Source organism: Proteus vulgaris, from assembly GCF_011045815.1.
Classification (GTDB): Bacteria; Pseudomonadota; Gammaproteobacteria; order Enterobacterales; family Enterobacteriaceae; genus Proteus; species Proteus vulgaris_B.
In genome coordinates, this window is record NZ_CP047344.1 from 3,487,643 (window position 1) to 3,505,358 (window position 17,716).

Below are 17,716 nucleotides of genomic sequence, written 5' to 3' on the forward strand. Positions count from 1 at the left end.
TATTAATAATATAGGAATAATAAAAAGGGAGATATTTAATCTCCCTTTTTATTTAATTCTTGTTATTTTCTTCTTTTTAATATTTCGAAGCAGTAGTTATGAGAGTTGTTTTCATCAGCTTCATGATATTCCATAAAGGTAGAATCCCATTCATCAGGCTCATAATCAGGGAATGTTGTATCACCAATTACTTCAGCATCGATGTGTGTTAGATAGAGTGTATTAGCCATAGGTAAAAATTGCTCATACACTTTACCACCACCGATAACCATAATTTCGTCATGATTTTCAGCTGCTTGCAAGGCTTCTTCTACAGACTTCACCCAAACAACTTCACTATCTGTTCCTGGTTGGCTACTTAACACAATATTGAGGCGATTCGGTAGAGGACGCCCAATAGATTCATAAGTCACCCGGCCCATAATAACGGGTTTATTTAGCGTATTCTTTTTGAACCATGCGAGGTCACCTGGTAATGTCCAAGGCATTGCCTTTTCCATACCAATAATGCGATCCATCGCTAATGCTGCGATTAAACTAATATTCATTTACACACCTACGGGTAAAGATGGGAAAAAAACTGCTCACACTATACGTAAAGCTAAAACCTGAGTCGATACAAATTATGCTTCCTAGATAATAAATAATTGCTTTATACTCGAAGTGTTAACTTAATCATATAAGATTCAATCATTATAATATTGTTATATACAAGGCGCTATTATGCTTGAAACTTCTTTAGTCGTTTTTACAATTGCTTTACTTGGTATGATCTCACCAGGCCCTGACTTTTTTCTCGTTGTAAAAAATGCGGCTCGTTATCAACGCTCTGCTGCAATGATGACCGCAATGGGTATTGTAGCTGCATTGCTTGTGCATATGTCGTATTGTGTTGCCGGTATTGCTGTACTTATCACTACTACACCTTGGCTTTTTTCCATTTTAAAATATGCAGGGGCCGTGTATTTACTCTGGATTGGTTTTCATAGCTTACTCTCAAAATCTAATCATTCGATTGATGAAAAAGCAGCACAACATTCGCAAATCAGCTTTAAAAAAGCCTTTATGCAAGGTTTTCTCTGTAATTTACTTAACCCTAAAGCCACCTTGTTCTTCCTTGCCGTTTTCACTCAAGTATTAAGTGTTGATTCCAGCATCGGTGAAAAATTGTGGTATGCCTTTATTATTTGGGGTTTAGCTTTAGTCTATTGGCCTTTATTGGTTCTATTAATCCAAAGTGCACCAGTCAGAAAAATGCTCAATAAAATCCAAAAAAGCATTGATAAAGTGCTGGGTGTAGTACTGATTGGTTTGGGGATTAAAGTCGCGTTGAGTTAAATTAAAAAACCTCTTTAATAAATTTCATTAAAGAGGAATAACTCATTATACTAAATTTAAATTAAAATTATTTTCACTCTTTAAATAATCAATAATATCCAATAATACCCTTTCATTTTCAATACAATCAAACTTATTCTGCATCTGATTTAAAATCATATTATAATTATCTCTAATAACATTGGAAATGTTATTTTTAATTTCATAACTATTTATATTTTCACTAAAAATATTCTTTATTTTTCGATTGTAATCAGATATAAAATATTCATCCCCTGCCGCTTTTTCTTTTTCTTTAATAATGTCCTCGTATTCTAACACACCAGACCCAAGTATATTGTCCACAAACTCCTTGACACCTTCATTATTTTTTAATTTATTTATCAAGAGGTTTATTATCATTTTTCTAAAACTATCATTATTATAATTCCCAACATTATACTTCGCCACTTTACCAATAAAACATTTAGCTATATTTATAATAAATATCTTCTCCATTTCCATAGAATAAATATTATGCATTGTATTAACTAAATACATTATTGAATTACCCATTTTAGTAGATATTTTTCCATCAATCTCTTTACAAGCATAATTTAATGCCATGTCAATATGCTGTTTATAGCTAGATTTAATATAATCTAACATACTAGAACATTCTGAACCATGCCTATTCAATTGTTCAAACTTTTCTTTTTGATAATGATTAATCAAATCTAAAGAGATGCTGAGTATAGCAATGAAATCTCCTTTTGTTTTAGATTTATCATAAAGATAGGTTTGTATTATTTTTTTAGCATTATCATGATAATCATTTTTTATTGCCGTATTTAAACTTAAAAAAAAAAGAATCTAATACTTCTCTTTTAATACTAACAATGTCAGAATTTATTAATCTACAATTCTTAAACTCTATTTTTTCATCACCACAAAAAAGAGTGGATAAATTATTCAACTTAGCATGCTGACTTTTATCTAACAAAAAAACCAAACTCGTCTTTAAATTAAATATTTTTTTTATAAAAAAAGATAATTTAGATGAAAAACTTTCATTTCTCTCAACCACATAAAAATGACTAAAAACGTTTAATATACTATTAATTTCATTTTTTATTTTGTATTTTTCTTTTTTGTTTATATTAAAATCGTCTACTTGATTAATTTTAAACTTAGTCTCGTTTATATGCATAATAACTCCTTATTTCATAGCAATACATTCCTTTATTTATCTGTATGTTTATACAAAAAAAGGCCCTTATCACTAAAGACCTTTTACAGAAAACAACCTAAATGTAATTAGAAATTAATTTTCAGGGTTGCATTAATGCCACTTGAGCTTACATCACTATTATATTGGCCTTGGTAAGAAAGCCCGAAAGTTGTTGATTTGCTTAATTGCGCATCAACACCTAAACCAACACCAAACAGATTATCCAGTTTGCCACCGCGTAATGTTGCATCACCAGAATTTGATAAGAATAGACGTGATTCAGGACGATTATCACCAAATAAATGACTTGCAGAAATATCGCCTTTTAATGCCATATTAATGTTACCAGCCATAAATGGATATCCACCACGTAAACCGATAGTACCGACTTGAATATCTTGTGAATCAGTCTTGGTGGTAAATTTCATATTACCGACATTTTCATTGATATCATCGGTTGATACACGCAACCAACTAAATCCTGCATATGGCTCAATAGAGTACTGATTAGTATTAAATTGAGTATAAGCACCTTCTAAGAAAATTTGAGTAATTTTTGCATCATAACTGGTTGAGTTATAACCTGCATTTTGTCCTACCCAAAGTGTTCTTTTGGCATCTCTATCTTGGTTAGTATGTGTGAAACCATAGTTTAATGAAGCCACATCATATAAATTAGACACGCCATAAGCACCAATATGGATATCGTTACTGTCTATTTTACCGTGCTCATTACCTTTATATTTGGTTGAGCCGGCACCAAAGAAGAGACCAGCTTTGGTATTTTCAGTCACATCAATTTCTGCGCCTAATAAGCCGACATAGAAATCAACATCCATATTGCTATGACCATAATCAGCATTACCCCATTGGCCAATGCCTGTCATCCAAATACGTGCGTTACTGTTATCCAATGTAGCATAACGACCTTGACCAATACCCATGGCTTGATCTTTCACTGTACGAGTTAACCCTAACACATTTACCACACTCGCACTGTTGGCATTTAAATACATATCACTGCCTAATGATCCGTAGGTCTTATTCAGATCCCTTTCATTCATAGGAAGTACAGCATTAAATAAATCACCATTACCTGTATTATCTAAAGCATTAGCAATAGAACGGCCATTTTCATTATTCGCAAATGTGGCTAAAGAGGTATTTTCTTTCTTACTTAATGTACCTGTAATCGTGTTGTCTTTTACAGAAACATTTTTATTAAATAATGCGTAATCACTATCTGGATTGTTATTAGCTAACATTTTAGTTTTAGTACGATTATCAACTAAATTGTCTGCATTAACAGTACCTGTTGCAACGGTATTATTAAGGTAGATATCTTTTAATTGACCTTCACTATCAGCACCAATATCTAAACTTGCCCCTTTATTTAAGGACATATCGCCGACATTAACATCATGCCCAACAGTCACTAAATACGTGCCTTTATCGTTGATATTAATATTGGCTTTATGGCTTTCGTTTGATGCTAATTGGCCTTGTTGAGTGAAAGTATCATTATAGCGATCGATAACACCTAATTTGCCACCATTAACATTAACTGCTTCTGTACCAAATGATTCAGTAAAGCCATATAAAGTACCTTGCTCGACTGTTGTACCACCACGATAAGTATTATCGCCCGTCATCACTAAGGTACCTTCACCTTTCTTAACTAAAGCGCCGTCATATAAACCAGCATCAATTTTAGCTTGAATAGCATCAGCTCGTTTTTGGTAATACTCTTTACGCCATTTTTCAGCATCTTCTTTACTAACAATATGAGAAGTTGGATCTGGATTACCATCGTTGATAACAAAATCAGTCCCTAGATTGTAATCACCACCAGCTGCAATGCCTTTATCTGTATATTCCTTCAACCATGCGAGATCTTCTTGTTCACGTAAATCTAACGCAGTTTGTGAAATATCATTTGTCCAAACATCAAGTGGGGTCATGCTTAAGTTGTATTCAAATTTACCTAAGAATTGACCCGGACCATACATCCCTTTATCTAAATCCGGAGTACCCCAACCATAGCGCACGTCAGGCGTTCCTTCTGCTGCTGTCCAGCTATCATATAAAGAACCATCTGGATTATGGTGGTTAGCCGTTGTAAACATCACATCACGTATTTGCATCGCATTCATTGACTCGTAACGTGACATCAATACACCCATGGCACCCGTAACGTGAGGAGCTGCCATTGATGTACCACTAAAAGTATCCCAACCTGCATTTCCTTCTTCATCAACAACTGACGAATAAATGTAACGACCTGGTGCAACAACTGTCCACCATTTCGCATTACCCGCTTCATTGAAGATTTTTTCTAATTCATAACCCGACTTATCCGCATTCTGTTTCAGGCCCGCAACCGCAATCCAATGTTTTTCTGCTTCAGGATTAAAGTAAGGATAAAGAGGGCGATAATAAGGCTGAGCAAAGTCACGGTTACCGGTTGTAAATACTTGTACAACGTTAGTGCCTTTTACTGCGTCATAAGCCGCATCAACAAAGGAAGGTTTATCACCATAGACTTTTTTAAAGTAGAAATATTCATATTCAGTTTGCGCAGTGGTATCTACAGGCATGTGTACGGTTGTATTACCGCCATCAGGACCTTTAGTTGGAACCGTATTAACAATTCGAGGGTTTGTTCCCCAACTGTTATTAATAACTTGAGCTCCAGCATCGACCATGGCTTTCCAGCCAGTGTAGAAATAAGTGTAATCTTGATAAGGACCGTAGTTATTGCTATCTGTCGCGCCAGTATTTCCTAAATAAACATCAGCTCCCCACGCTACACCATGCATACCATTACCATCACGGCTTGCGCCTACGGTACCTGTAACATGTGTTCCGTGTGTATCATTCACACCTTTGATCCAACCTCCATCAACATCAAAGGCCTGGCCTTTTTCATAATGTCCCCCCATTTCCTGAGGATAACGCATGCCAGTTGAACCATATTGGCCTTTGGCTTTCACAGCATGAAACCGTGCATCATTCAATTCTGGATGTGACAATAATGCACCAGAGTCCATTACACCGATTTTGGCACCTTGCCCATGGAAACCAAGTGCATAAGCACTAGAGGCATTCATGGCCGCCAAACCCCAATCTTTTTGATATTCTTGGCTTTCCCAACTTTTTGTATCACCTAATTGTCCAGCTTCTGAATATGCAACGGAATATCCAGAAAAAAGTAACGCGGATGCAACAAGGGAGAGTTGAAATATATTTTTATTTATTCTATTTTTTTTATTCATTTTGTGATGGTGACTTAAAGCTATTTCTTTGTTCATTCTGTACCTTCAGTTATATTTAAATTAATAACATTTATTAAGGATCAAAAATAAAAGACGCAAAGATTCTCTTGTTTCTAGAGAAATAATTACTTGAAGGGCATCTCAAAAATATGATTTCATGCCATAAAAATAGATAGATTGACTAGGCAATCACAAATTAACAGATAGATTAAACATATTTAGATCGCAACACATTATATTACAAAAAGTTAAAACTAACTTTAATCAACATTGATTCCATTAATATCAATATTTAAATCAATTTAATAAAGAGAATGTAGATAAAAAAACAATCACACTAAATTAATTAACAAATTAAACATAAGAATATTATTCTCTATTTAACTTTAGTCGAAAAAATATAATCTGCATTATTTAGATATAAAAAAACAGTATTTTTGTTTTAAAAATACTGTTTTTCTTTTAATTTAATTTAGTGCTATTGCTAACTTATTATTCTGCAGGCGTGATTTCCATTTGTCCTACCATACCTTTATCCGCATTTTCTAGTAATTGGCTGTAATACAGGAAAGGAAAGTGAGTATAAGAAGGCTGCTTTAACTCTACTAGTAACTCACTCTGGCTTTCAATCCAAACCGTATCTTTCCAACCAAAATCCGCAGGTGAAGGTTTTTGCCCATTATGATTAATTACTTTAAAGCGAGCACCTTCAATATGGAATGATTGAGGTGTTGGTACAGTGACAAGCCAACGTTCCCAGCCATTTTGTTTACCCACCAAATCAATTCTTGAAAGCTCCCAACGAGCATTATTGATACCTGGGGGACTGTTATGAAGTTGAATGGTTCTAGGCTGAATCGAGGTCGTAATTTGTGTGTCATCTAGTGCTAATTGTTGAGGCGCTTTATCAGTAACTAATGACATTAATCCTGTCGGTTTAATCGTCAATATATTGGCATTACGTAATAAGTCAGAAGGCTCAAAAATACCACGAAGTCTGTCCATAAATCCGGCACTTTGCCCCGCTGTAATGATGACATCTCCCCCTTCAGACATATCAACGAGTATTTCACGTCTTTCGCCTGGTGCCATTGGCACTGATTTCAATTCAACGGGAGAAGTTAATAAACCTTGATCTGAGGCGATAAGGTAAAGCGATCGACCATCATTTGCAGTTAATTCATAACGGCGAGCATTAGATGCATTAACTAAACGTAAACGGATCCAACCTCTAGAAACTTCGATATAAGGATCTTCACGCCCATTTACGAGTAACGTATCACCATAAAAACCGTCACTTGCAGCTTCTTTGTCGTATTGCGGTGTACCAAAATTATCAATTCGTTTATCTTGAATTATTAGCGGAAAATCATTTACACCATACTCTTTGGGTAAAGGTAGAGATCGGCTCTCTTCATCTTCCACAATCCACATTCCCACCAGCCCGTTATAAACATGAGACGCCATTTTAAAAGGAGTATTAGCGTGATACCAACACGTTGCCGCTTTTTGGCGAATGGGTAATACTGGCGACCAATAAGCGCCTGGCGACATTAATCTGGCGGCGCCCCCGACTTGTGTGCCCGGAACTAATAGACCACTTACCGTCATGGATACGGCTTCACTAAGACGGTTACTATAAATAAGTTTTATATCATCGCCACTTCTAACTCTAATTGTTGGTCCTGGAGTTGAGCCATTGATGCCCCAAACCTGCGCTTTTTGCGCACCATTAAACGCCCAATGCACGTTTTGCAACGTCAAAAAGAGTGGCTGGCCATGGCGAGATTCGAGCAATGGCGGTATTGGTAATTGTTTATCATTGACTGATTCAGCACGAACAGAAGAAGATATTGAGCCCAGACATACCGCTAAGCCTGAAGCCTGAATAAACTGGCGACGACTAAATGACATACTTTCTCCGCAACAAAATACAAATATTCCTACCGCATAATAAAAAACATTGGACAGGAAAAAAGCTGCTGTGATTTAAAGACAAAAGGACTTAAATGAAATTACGGGAGCATAATAGCGCGGATGTGACATAAATCCTAAAAATAGTTGATAATCTAGTATGTTTTCATAAATTAAAAATGATATAAGCCTGAAGATCAGGCTTATATCTGCTATCTGCACAATCAAAGAAATTAAATAAGTATTAATTTAATTTACCGGGAAAATCACGATTATTCATCTCTTCAACTTCTTTATCTAACTCTTCAATTTTCGCTTTCATAATTTGGCGACAATCTTCAGCTAATTCCCGAACTTGATCTTTGGTGTATTTTGAAACATCAATCGGAGGCAACATTTCAACAATCACGTAGCCATTATTCCAGCGATTGAGTTTAATTTTACCTTGGGTTGTCGACACACAAACCGGAATAATAGGTACACCAGCTTGAATTGCAGCATGAAACGCCCCTGTTTTAAATGGTAATAGCCCACGTCCACGACTACGCGTTCCTTCAGGAAACATCCACACTGAAATTTTCTTCGATTTAATTTGATCGGCAACTTGTGAAATTGTGCCATGAGCTTTAGAGCGATTCGCTCTATCAATCAAAATATTACCTGTGATCCAATATAATTGGCCAAAAAAAGGAATAAAAATTAAGCTTTTTTTGCCCACAGTCACTGTATTAGGTTGTACTGCATTCGACATTGTTACCATATCAAAATTATTTTGATGGTTTCCAATATAAATACTTGGGCCATAGCTTTTTGCATCTTTTGGAAAACGTTCAACAAGCTTAATCCCAAAAATACGAGATAACTTGCCAAATGCTCGTCCATAAGTCATTACATGTTTGGGATTTCTTGGTGAAAACATGCAATAAATTATTCCAAACGTCACCACAATAATGGTGTAAAGAATGACAATAATGCCTCGAATAATGGCTAACATAAGTTTTAGCGTCCTAAATAGAAGTGGGTCAATAGACCCACTAAATATCAATTAAGTATTAAGTTTAATTTGTTTCAATATCAATATGATCGATAACTTGAGCACCGCGAGGTAATGAGGTTCCTCGGCGTCCACGTTTTGCTTTAAAGCTAACTAACTCATTCATCGACATTGTTAGTTTACGCTTGCCAAAATGCAGTGTTACTGAAGCATTTTCTGGTAGTACACGTAACCAAGCGACATTATCCTCACCACTTGCAGCTTGTGAAGCAGGAATAGAAACCATCTGGTTTCCTTTTCCTTTTACCATCGTTGGCAATTCTGCTGCTTCAAAGATCAGCATTCTACCGCCTTTAGTAATGATCATGATGAGATCAGTCAGTTCATTGTTCAAACGTTGTGGCGGTAAAGGTAATGCATTTTCAGGTAATGTTAGTAATGATTTTCCTGCTTTATTTTTAGAAGTTAAATCATCAACTTGGCAGATAAAACCATAACCAGCATCAGATGCCATTAAGATCTTATCGGTGCTTTCGCCCATAACAATATGGCGTAACTGCGCACCTTTCTGAATTTTTAATCGTTCAGTCAGCGCGTCGCCTTTACTACGACCTGAAGGTAAAGCATCAACATCAACAGTATAGCTTTGACCTGTGGTATCTATTAAGTGTACAGGCTGATTACTCATTCCTTCAATAGCAGCGAAATAATCATCACCTGCTTTAAAGCCAACAGATTGAGCATCTATATTATGGCCTTTCTGGCAACGAATGAGTCCTTTTTCCGACATAATGACCGTAACAGCTTCAGGATGTAGATGTTTTAATGGAATAGGTTCATCACCTGCATTGCCACTAAAATAGGTAATCTCTTCGGCTTTCAGTACTTCATGCTGACCATCTACAGTAAAGATTAATGCTTCATTTTTAGGTGCAAACAGCATTTGTTCAATTACATCACCTTGCTCTTTGCCTAACGCAACTAAGCGAGTTCCACGCCCTTTTTTATTCATTTCATTCAGTTGTTCTGCTGAAATGGCTAAAATACGTGTTTTATCCGTGATGATAATAAACCAATATTGATCATTCTTTTTCTGTGGATCAACTAAGAAAGGCTCAAGTAACTCTGTTCCTTCTGAAACTGTCAGTAACCCTTTACCCGTTTTATTTTTTGTTTCCATCTCATCGTAAGAGAGAACAGAACCATAACCTTCTTTTGTTGCCAGCAAATATTCTTGCCCTGTACTGCCAGCTAACATGTATTTCACACTAGCCTCAGGTGGGAAAGTTAATTTTCCTGTTAATGGTTCACCCTGGCTTCGCCCAGAAGGCATATCATTCGGACTTAGAGTGTAGCTTCGGCCTGTAGAATCAAGGAACAGAACAGGCTGATTGCTCATGCCACGGACCGAACTGTGATAACTATCCCCAGCACGATAACTCATACCGCTAGGATCAATATCATGTCCTTTTGCATTACGTACCCAGCCCATTTCAGACAGCACAATGGTCACAGGCTCTGATGGCAACATATCTTGTTCATTAACCACTTTCGCTTCTTCTTGAGGGCGAATAGGAGAACGTCTGTCATCACCAAATTCTTTTGCGTCTGCTTCAATCTCTTTTTTCAGTAACGTATTTAAACGACGTGGTGAACTTAATAATTTCTCAATACTGTCACGTTCTTTTTCAAGCTCATCACTTTCACCTTTTAGTTTCATCTCTTCAAGTTTGGCTAAATGACGTAAACGTAACTCTAAAATAGCTTCAGCTTGAATATCAGATAACTCAAAGCGACGTATTAATTCTGCTTTTGGCTCATCTTCATGACGAATGATCTCAATCACTTCATCAATATTAAGATAAGCAATTAATAAACCCTTGAGAATTTCTAAGCGACGTAACACTTTTTCTAAGCGATGATTTAGACGATTTGTGACTGTTTGACGACGATATACCAGCCATTCATTTAAAATCGTCACTAATCCTTTTACTGCTGGACGGTTATCTAACCCAATCATATTCAGGTTAACGCGATAACTTTTCTCTAAATCAGTATTCACAAACAAGTAGTACATCACTTGCTCTAAATCAACACGATTACTACGAGGAACAATCACAAGTCTGGTTGGATTTTCGTGATCAGACTCATCACGCAAATCTTCAACTAAAGGCAGTTTTTTGGCTCGCATCAAGGCTGCAATTTGCTCAAGCACCTTGGCTCCAGAAACTTGATGAGGTAACGCAGTGATAACCGCGCATCCCTCTTCTTTATGCCAAACAGCTCGCATTCTGACCGAACCGCGACCCGTTTTATAGATTTTTTTAATATCGTCTTGAGCCGTAATAATTTCAGCTTCAGTTGGATAATCAGGGCCTTGAACATATTGCATTACGTCAGATAATCCCGCATCAGGATTATCTAGAAGCATCACTAAGGCTTGTCCAATTTCACGTGCATTATGCGGTGGAATATCCGTTGCCATCCCAACAGCAATACCTGTTGTGCCATTAAGCACGATATTAGGTAAGCGTGCCGGCAACATTTTCGGCTCTTGCATTGTGCCGTCAAAATTAGGGACCCAATCTACCGTACCATGCCCTAATTCACTCAATAAAGTTTGTGAATATTTTGAAAGGCGTGATTCGGTATAACGCATTGCGGCGAAAGATTTCGGATCATCCGGCGCCCCCCAGTTACCTTGTCCGTCAATTAACGGATAACGATAAGAGAAAGGCTGAGCCATTAGTACCATTGCTTCATAACATGCAATATCACCATGAGGGTGATATTTACCTAGCACGTCACCAACAGTACGAGCTGATTTTTTAAATTTGGCGCTATTGCTTAAGCCTAGCTCTGACATCGCATAAACAATACGACGTTGCACAGGTTTTAGCCCATCTCCAATAAAAGGTAATGCACGATCCATAATGACGTACATGGAATAGTTGAGATAGGCATTCTCTGTAAATAAGTGGAGCGGTTGACGCTCTACACCATCATGAGTCAATTCACTCATTCGATATTTTCCTCAGACTCTTGTGGTATCCATTACACTTCGATGTCAACTTCATCGCCTTTTTCTTGTAACCAATTTCGGCGATCTTCAGAGCGTTTTTTCGCTAACAACATATCCATCATGCCTAGGGTTTCTTGATAATTTTCTTCATCAATTACCAATTGCACCAAACGACGCGTATTAGGATCAAGCGTGGTCTCACGCAATTGAAGCGGGTTCATCTCACCCAACCCTTTAAAGCGCTGTACGTTAGGCTTTCCTTTTTTACGACTTAAACGTTGTAAAATGGCATTTTTTTCTGATTCATCAAGGGCATAATGGACTTCTTTACCTAAATCAATACGGTAAAGCGGTGGCATTGCCATATAAACGTGCCCTTGCTTAACAAGAGCAGGGAAATGACGCACAAATAACGCGCATAATAAAGTTGCAATATGTAAGCCATCAGAGTCCGCATCCGCAAGAATACAAACTTTACCGTAACGTAATTGGCTTAAATCATCACTATCAGGATCCATTCCGATTGCCACAGAGATATCATGTACCTCTTGTGAAGCAAGCACTTCATCAGAAGAGACTTCCCATGTATTTAGAATTTTACCGCGCAGTGGCATAATCGCTTGATATTCACGATCACGCGCTTGTTTCGCCGAGCCTCCCGCAGAGTCCCCTTCAACTAAAAACAGTTCGGTATATCGTAAATCTTGAGAAGTACAATCAGCTAATTTTCCAGGTAGTGCAGGCCCAGAAGTGAGTTTTTTTCTCACTACTTTTTTTGCGGCTCGCATACGACGCTGAGCACTACTAATAGCCATCTCAGCGAGTAATTCACCAACTTGAACATTCTGATTTAACCATAAGCTAAAGGCGTTTTTTACAGCACTTGCAACAAACGCACTGGTTTGTCTTGAAGAGAGTCGCTCTTTGGTTTGCCCTGCAAATTGAGGATCTTGCATTTTGACTGATAATACATAAGCGCAACGCTCCCATGTATCGTCAGCAGTTAATTTAATGCCTCGTGGGAGTAAATTACGGAATTCACAGAATTCACGCATTGCATCTAACACACCTTGGCGTAAACCATTAACGTGTGTCCCCCCCTGAACAGTCGGGATTAAGTTAACATAACTTTCAGTAAGTAAATCGCCACCTTCTGGTAGCCATAACATAGACCATTCAACGGCCTCATTATCCCCTTCAAATTTTCCAGTAAAAGGCTCTTCAGGAAGGCGAATAAATTCAGCAACAGCTTCACTTAAATAATCGGTTAAACCATCAGCGTAGCACCAGTTTTCTTGTGTGTTATTCACTTTATCAACAAAAGAGACATTAACACCGGGACACAATACGGCTTTGGCTTTTAATACGTGAGATAAACTTTTGGAGGAAAAGCGAGGAACATCAAAATAAGAGCCATCCGGCCAAAAATGCACACTTGTTCCAGTATCTCGCTTTGCACAAGTTCCAATTTCGTGCAACTCTTCGACTTTATCGCCATTTTCAAAGGCAATTTGATAAATCTTACCATCACGACGAACTGTCACTTCAATACGCTTAGAAAGTGCGTTAACAACCGAGATCCCTACACCATGTAACCCACCGGAAAATTGATAGTTTTTATTAGAGAATTTTCCTCCGGCGTGAAGGTGAGCAAGAATTAACTCGATAGCAGAGACTTTAAGTTCAGGATGAATATCGACAGGCATTCCTCGCCCATTGTCGATAACTTCGATAGATTGGTCTTCATATAAAATAACATCGACCTTCGATGCGTGTCCCGCAAGCGCCTCGTCCACGCTATTATCTATCACTTCCTGTGCCAAATGGTTCGGTCTAGTCGTATCAGTGTACATGCCAGGACGACGACGTACTGGTTCTAGACCATTAAGAACCTCAATATCCTTTGCGTTATAACTTGATTGAGTCATTGTTTTAATCTGCGGTTCGCTGTTAGAAAATACTGTTTATAATAACAGGTGTTTGCGGCAATATGATATTAATTTTCGGGTAGATGCATCAACCTACGTTTTACAGGTTAATTAACCGAAAGGCTAAATTATCTTTAAAAATTGAATAATTTTTGGAAAAAAGCGATCAAAACCCACAAATGCGTGATTTCCATCCGATTCTACGGTTTGCCTACACGCGCCAAGATATGAGACAGCTTGACGATAATCAAGTATTTCATCTCCAGTTTGTTGAAGCAACCAAATAAGTTCGGGTGATGTAATTACGGGAATACGCAAGGCAAGTAACTCATCCATATGGTGAGGTTCTAATCTATACTTTTGATGTGTATAGGGATTTTCGTTTTCTCCCAAGAAATTCTGTAATAGATCAAAAGGACGAATAGCAGGATTAACAACAACAGCAGATAAATTAAAACGCTGAGATAACCAGATCGATAAATAGCCACCTAATGATGAGCCAATTAATCCAAGCTTATCATTTGCGCTTTCTTTAACTATTGTTTCAATTAGTTGAGCTGCTTCTTTTGGATAAGGTGGCAATTGAGGCACTATTAATTCAATTTCAGGGTGAGTTGCTTCTAACCATTGACGAAAAGCTTGGGCTTTTGCTGATTTGGGTGAGCTATTAAAGCCATGTAAATAGAGAATACGAGACATGGATTAATAGCCATCCGCATCAAGATCAGGACAGAATTCAGTGCCTGATAAACGGTATACCTGTGTTTCAACTTTACCTTTTTCATCCGATGAAAGAGACATTTCTAAATAGCGCCAACCTGGAGAAACCGTATCCAAAGTAAAATTCGTGCAATGAGGGCGAAACTGAATACAAGTCGAAGGTGTTGCCAACATACGAATGCCATTCCACATTTCATCCATTTCTTGATGAATATGACCACAAAGCATCATTTTTACCTGAGTATGGCCTTTTAAGCGTTCAGCTAATTCTTGAGAGTTTCTTAAACTATGTTGATCTAACCATGTGCACCCTGAAGGCATAGGATGATGATGTAACAAAATGATCGTATCTCTATGTTTTTGACTTTCAAGACAACGAGTTAGCCAATCTAGCTGACAATCTGATAACTCACCATGAGGAACACCTTGAATTTGGCTATCTAATAACAACATTTGCCAACTATCACCAATCAACACTTGTTTTGCCGACAAAATACCAGCCTGATTTAAAGCATCAATCATCGCAGGTTGATAGTCATGATTACCTGGCAACCAAACACAAGGAGGTGTTAGCGTTGCAATGCCATCAGCGAAATGCTGATAAGCTTCAAAGGTTTGATCTTGAACTAAATCACCTGTCGCAACAATCAAGTCCACCTCAAGCCCCTGCTCTCTAATCGCATTTAATACCGCATGGTAGCTACGATAGGTATTAATACCCAGCAGAGTATCCTCCACATTAGCGAAGAGGTGGGTGTCTGTGATTTGTAATATTCTTACGGTGTTTTTATGTTTCACCGATAATTCAAGCTGGCTTTCCAAAAGGTTTCCTTGTTTCACTCTCATTAGCCGTTATGTTAACGTATTTTCGTAGTAAAGATCTGCCAACCAATACACATTTCAAAAGATTAGTGAGAAATATTCTCGCTTTCAGTCACGTTTTTTTCACTTCATTTTACAATTTAATTCATTTGATATCGTATACTTAGAGATAGTTACTCTACTTGATAATATCGTTAAAAACACCCTTTAACCGTTTATTCATGCATTAAATTACTGACCAACGCTCTCTTAGTGCAATATGATGAAGTTGTAACCATTGCAGAGCAATAACAGAGGCCGCATTATCAATAACGCCTTCTTCAACCCAACGATAGGCTTGTTCTCGGCTCACTACATGAACACGAATATCTTCGTTCTCACACGCTAACCCATGAATACCTTTTGCCGTTGTTGCATCAACTTCGCCAACATAGACATGCATTCTTTCACTGGTGCCACCAGGACTAGAAAGGTAACTAATAATTGGCTCACATCGCCCAACGATAACGCCCGCTTCTTCTTGGGCTTCACGTCTAACAACATCTTCTGGACTTTCGCCTTGTTCAACCATACCGGCAATCACTTCTAGCAACCAAGGTGTCTCACTAGTTTCATACGCAGGAATACGAATTTGCTCAATTAATACGACTTCATCACGTTTAGGATCATAAGCTAACAAAACACCCGCATTGCCTCGCTCAAATACTTCACGTTTGACTTCTTCACTCCACCCACCTTCAAAAAGGCGGTGTTTAAAGCGGTACTCGGTCATACGGAAAAAGCCTTTATATAAATCTCTTTGATTGAGCAATTTCACGTCTTCACGACCGTATAAAAATGGTATATTTTCCCTTTTCTTCATACAATGTTCCTTAAGTTACATTTAAGAGTCTTTTTATTGCTTACGTTTAATACAGATTTAAAGAAATTTGCCAACAATTCATGTAAAGTTAATCTAAAATAAAAGGATATGGCACAAATGGCTACCCCTACTTAGGGAAACAATCTGCTAGAATTATCCCCAATCAAGATTAACAGAGGCAACTCAGCGAAACTGTTGCAAAAAGGAATTAAAATGAAAAAACTGCTCTCTCTTTTGGTCACGATGAGTTTGGCAGGATTCAGCACTGCAAGTCAGGCTGAGGATCTGCTTCAAGTTTATCAAAAAGCAAAGGACAGTAACCCTGAGTTACGCAAGTCATTAGCGGAACGAAACAGCGCTTTTGAAAAAATCAATGAAGTTCGTGGTTCATTATTACCACAATTAGGATTAGGCGCATCCGCAGATTATAAAAGCGGTTACCGTGACGCAAAAGATACCGAATCCAATTCTATTGGCGCAAGTTTAACGCTAACTCAAAGTGTGTTTAACATGTCATTATGGCGCCAGTTAAACCTGCAAGAAAAAACAGCGGGTATGAGTGATGTCACTTACCAAACAAGTCAGCAAAAGCTGATTTTAGACACTGCTACCGCTTACTTTGATGTTTTGCGTGCTATTGATTCATTATCATTTATTGAAGCGCAAAAAGAACAAGTTTACCGTCAGTTAGATCAAACAACTCAACGTTTTAATGTAGGTTTAGTTGCAATTACTGACGTACAAAATGCGCGTGCAAATTATGATAGCGTACTGGCACAAGAAGTGTCTGGTCGTAACCAGTTAGATAACGCATTAGAGAAACTGCGCCAAGTCAGTGGTATCTATTACATTAATCTGGCATCACTAAACATCAGCCGTTTTTCAACAACCTCTCCAGATTCTATTGAGAAACTGTTAAAAGATGCCGAAGAGCGTAACTTAAGTTTATTGAGTGCACGTTTAGGCCAAGATTTAGCGCGCGAAAATATTCGTTTAGCTCAATCAGGTCACTTGCCTACTGTCGATTTAAATGCATCAACAGGCGTATCCAATAGCCATAATCATGGTAGTGCATTACCACCAGCAGATGTTAGTAGCCGTAATAGTTACAGTGGTCAAAATAGTATTGGTTTATCTGTTAAAATTCCATTATATACCGGTGGCAGAACAAGCTCACAAGTTGAACAAGCACAATATGACTTTACTAGTGCCAGCGAACAATTAGAGTCGGTTTATCGCTCTATTGTCCAAATCGCGCGTTCTTCTTATAACAATATTTCTGCATCAATCAGTAGCATCAAAGCATATCAACAAGTTGTTGTTTCTGCACAAAGTTCATTAGATGCAACTGAAGCAGGTTATCAAGTAGGTACTCGTACTATTGTTGATGTGTTAAATGCTACAACAACACTTTACGATGCCAAACAGAAATTATCTAACGCACGTTATGACTATTTAATCAACCAATTAAATATTGAATACGCACGTGGTACATTAAACGAAAATGACTTAATTCAGCTTAATAATGCACTAGGAGAAGAAATTTCAACTTCACCAGATAGCATTATTCGCCCACTGACGAGTCCTGTACTTAACGTTGCACCTTAAATGGTGAATTAATAAGTTAGTTT

Annotated in this window: 13 protein-coding genes and 1 pseudogene; 2 read left to right on the forward strand and 12 right to left on the reverse strand. The window is 37.6% G+C overall.

Annotation, left to right across the window (positions count from 1 at the left end; translation table 11 throughout):
- Nucleotides 1-62 precede the first annotated feature (62 nt).
- A complete protein-coding gene (folA, locus tag GTH24_RS16500; RefSeq protein ID WP_006535980.1) occupies nucleotides 63-548 on the reverse strand; it encodes a type 3 dihydrofolate reductase in 486 nt (161 codons plus the stop codon).
- Between the two features lie 175 nt (nucleotides 549-723).
- Between folA and GTH24_RS16505 the strand changes: the two genes are divergently transcribed.
- The gene (locus GTH24_RS16505) at nucleotides 724-1,338 is read left to right on the forward strand and encodes a LysE family translocator (protein WP_072070049.1); all 615 of its coding nucleotides are present in this window, start codon (nucleotides 724-726) and stop codon (nucleotides 1,336-1,338) included.
- A gap of 45 nt (nucleotides 1,339-1,383) precedes the next feature.
- Here the strand turns inward: GTH24_RS16505 and GTH24_RS22235 are convergent, their stop codons facing one another.
- The 11 genes and pseudogenes from GTH24_RS22235 to nudF form a co-directional block, all read right to left on the reverse strand.
- On the reverse strand, nucleotides 1,384-1,986 hold the full coding sequence (locus GTH24_RS22235) for a hypothetical protein (protein ID WP_241253985.1): 603 nt from the start codon (nucleotides 1,984-1,986) through the stop codon (nucleotides 1,384-1,386).
- A gap of 163 nt (nucleotides 1,987-2,149) precedes the next feature.
- Nucleotides 2,150-2,527, reverse strand: a complete 378-nt coding sequence (locus tag GTH24_RS22240; protein ID WP_241253986.1) for a hypothetical protein — start codon at nucleotides 2,525-2,527, stop codon at nucleotides 2,150-2,152.
- A 107-nt stretch (nucleotides 2,528-2,634) separates the two neighbouring features.
- Entirely contained in the window at nucleotides 2,635-5,859 is a 3,225-nt protein-coding gene (gene pta / locus GTH24_RS16515; protein ID WP_164526715.1) for an autotransporter Pta, read from the reverse strand.
- 456 nt (nucleotides 5,860-6,315) lie between these two features.
- A complete protein-coding gene (gene ftsP / locus GTH24_RS16520) occupies nucleotides 6,316-7,737 on the reverse strand; it encodes a cell division protein FtsP (RefSeq protein WP_164526716.1) in 1,422 nt (473 codons plus the stop codon).
- Nucleotides 7,738-7,981: 244 nt separating this feature from the next.
- On the reverse strand, nucleotides 7,982-8,731 hold the full coding sequence (locus tag GTH24_RS16525; RefSeq protein ID WP_072070052.1) for a 1-acylglycerol-3-phosphate O-acyltransferase: 750 nt from the start codon (nucleotides 8,729-8,731) through the stop codon (nucleotides 7,982-7,984).
- Between the two features lie 64 nt (nucleotides 8,732-8,795).
- On the reverse strand, nucleotides 8,796-9,521 hold the full coding sequence (locus GTH24_RS22505) for a DNA gyrase C-terminal beta-propeller domain-containing protein (RefSeq protein ID WP_431311724.1): 726 nt from the start codon (nucleotides 9,519-9,521) through the stop codon (nucleotides 8,796-8,798).
- 51 nt (nucleotides 9,522-9,572) lie between these two features.
- A pseudogene (parC, locus tag GTH24_RS16530) lies at nucleotides 9,573-11,753 on the reverse strand (DNA topoisomerase IV subunit A); the annotation flags it as partial.
- Between the two features lie 32 nt (nucleotides 11,754-11,785).
- Nucleotides 11,786-13,681 (reverse strand): DNA topoisomerase IV subunit B, encoded by a 1,896-nt coding sequence (parE, locus tag GTH24_RS16535; protein ID WP_072070053.1) that lies wholly within the window; start codon nucleotides 13,679-13,681, stop codon nucleotides 11,786-11,788.
- A 123-nt stretch (nucleotides 13,682-13,804) separates the two neighbouring features.
- Nucleotides 13,805-14,380 carry an esterase YqiA gene (gene yqiA, locus GTH24_RS16540; protein WP_072070054.1) on the reverse strand — a complete coding sequence of 192 codons (576 nt, stop codon included), beginning with the start codon at nucleotides 14,378-14,380 and terminating at the stop codon, nucleotides 13,805-13,807.
- Nucleotides 14,381-14,383: 3 nt separating this feature from the next.
- Nucleotides 14,384-15,223 (reverse strand): 3',5'-cyclic-AMP phosphodiesterase, encoded by an 840-nt coding sequence (cpdA, locus tag GTH24_RS16545; RefSeq protein ID WP_072070055.1) that lies wholly within the window; start codon nucleotides 15,221-15,223, stop codon nucleotides 14,384-14,386.
- A 226-nt stretch (nucleotides 15,224-15,449) separates the two neighbouring features.
- Complete coding sequence (gene nudF, locus GTH24_RS16550) at nucleotides 15,450-16,085, reverse strand: ADP-ribose diphosphatase (protein ID WP_115350157.1); 636 nt, start codon at nucleotides 16,083-16,085, stop codon at nucleotides 15,450-15,452.
- A 213-nt stretch (nucleotides 16,086-16,298) separates the two neighbouring features.
- Between nudF and tolC the strand changes: the two genes are divergently transcribed.
- On the forward strand, nucleotides 16,299-17,693 hold the full coding sequence (gene tolC, locus GTH24_RS16555; protein WP_164526718.1) for an outer membrane channel protein TolC: 1,395 nt from the start codon (nucleotides 16,299-16,301) through the stop codon (nucleotides 17,691-17,693).
- Nucleotides 17,694-17,716 lie beyond the last annotated feature (23 nt).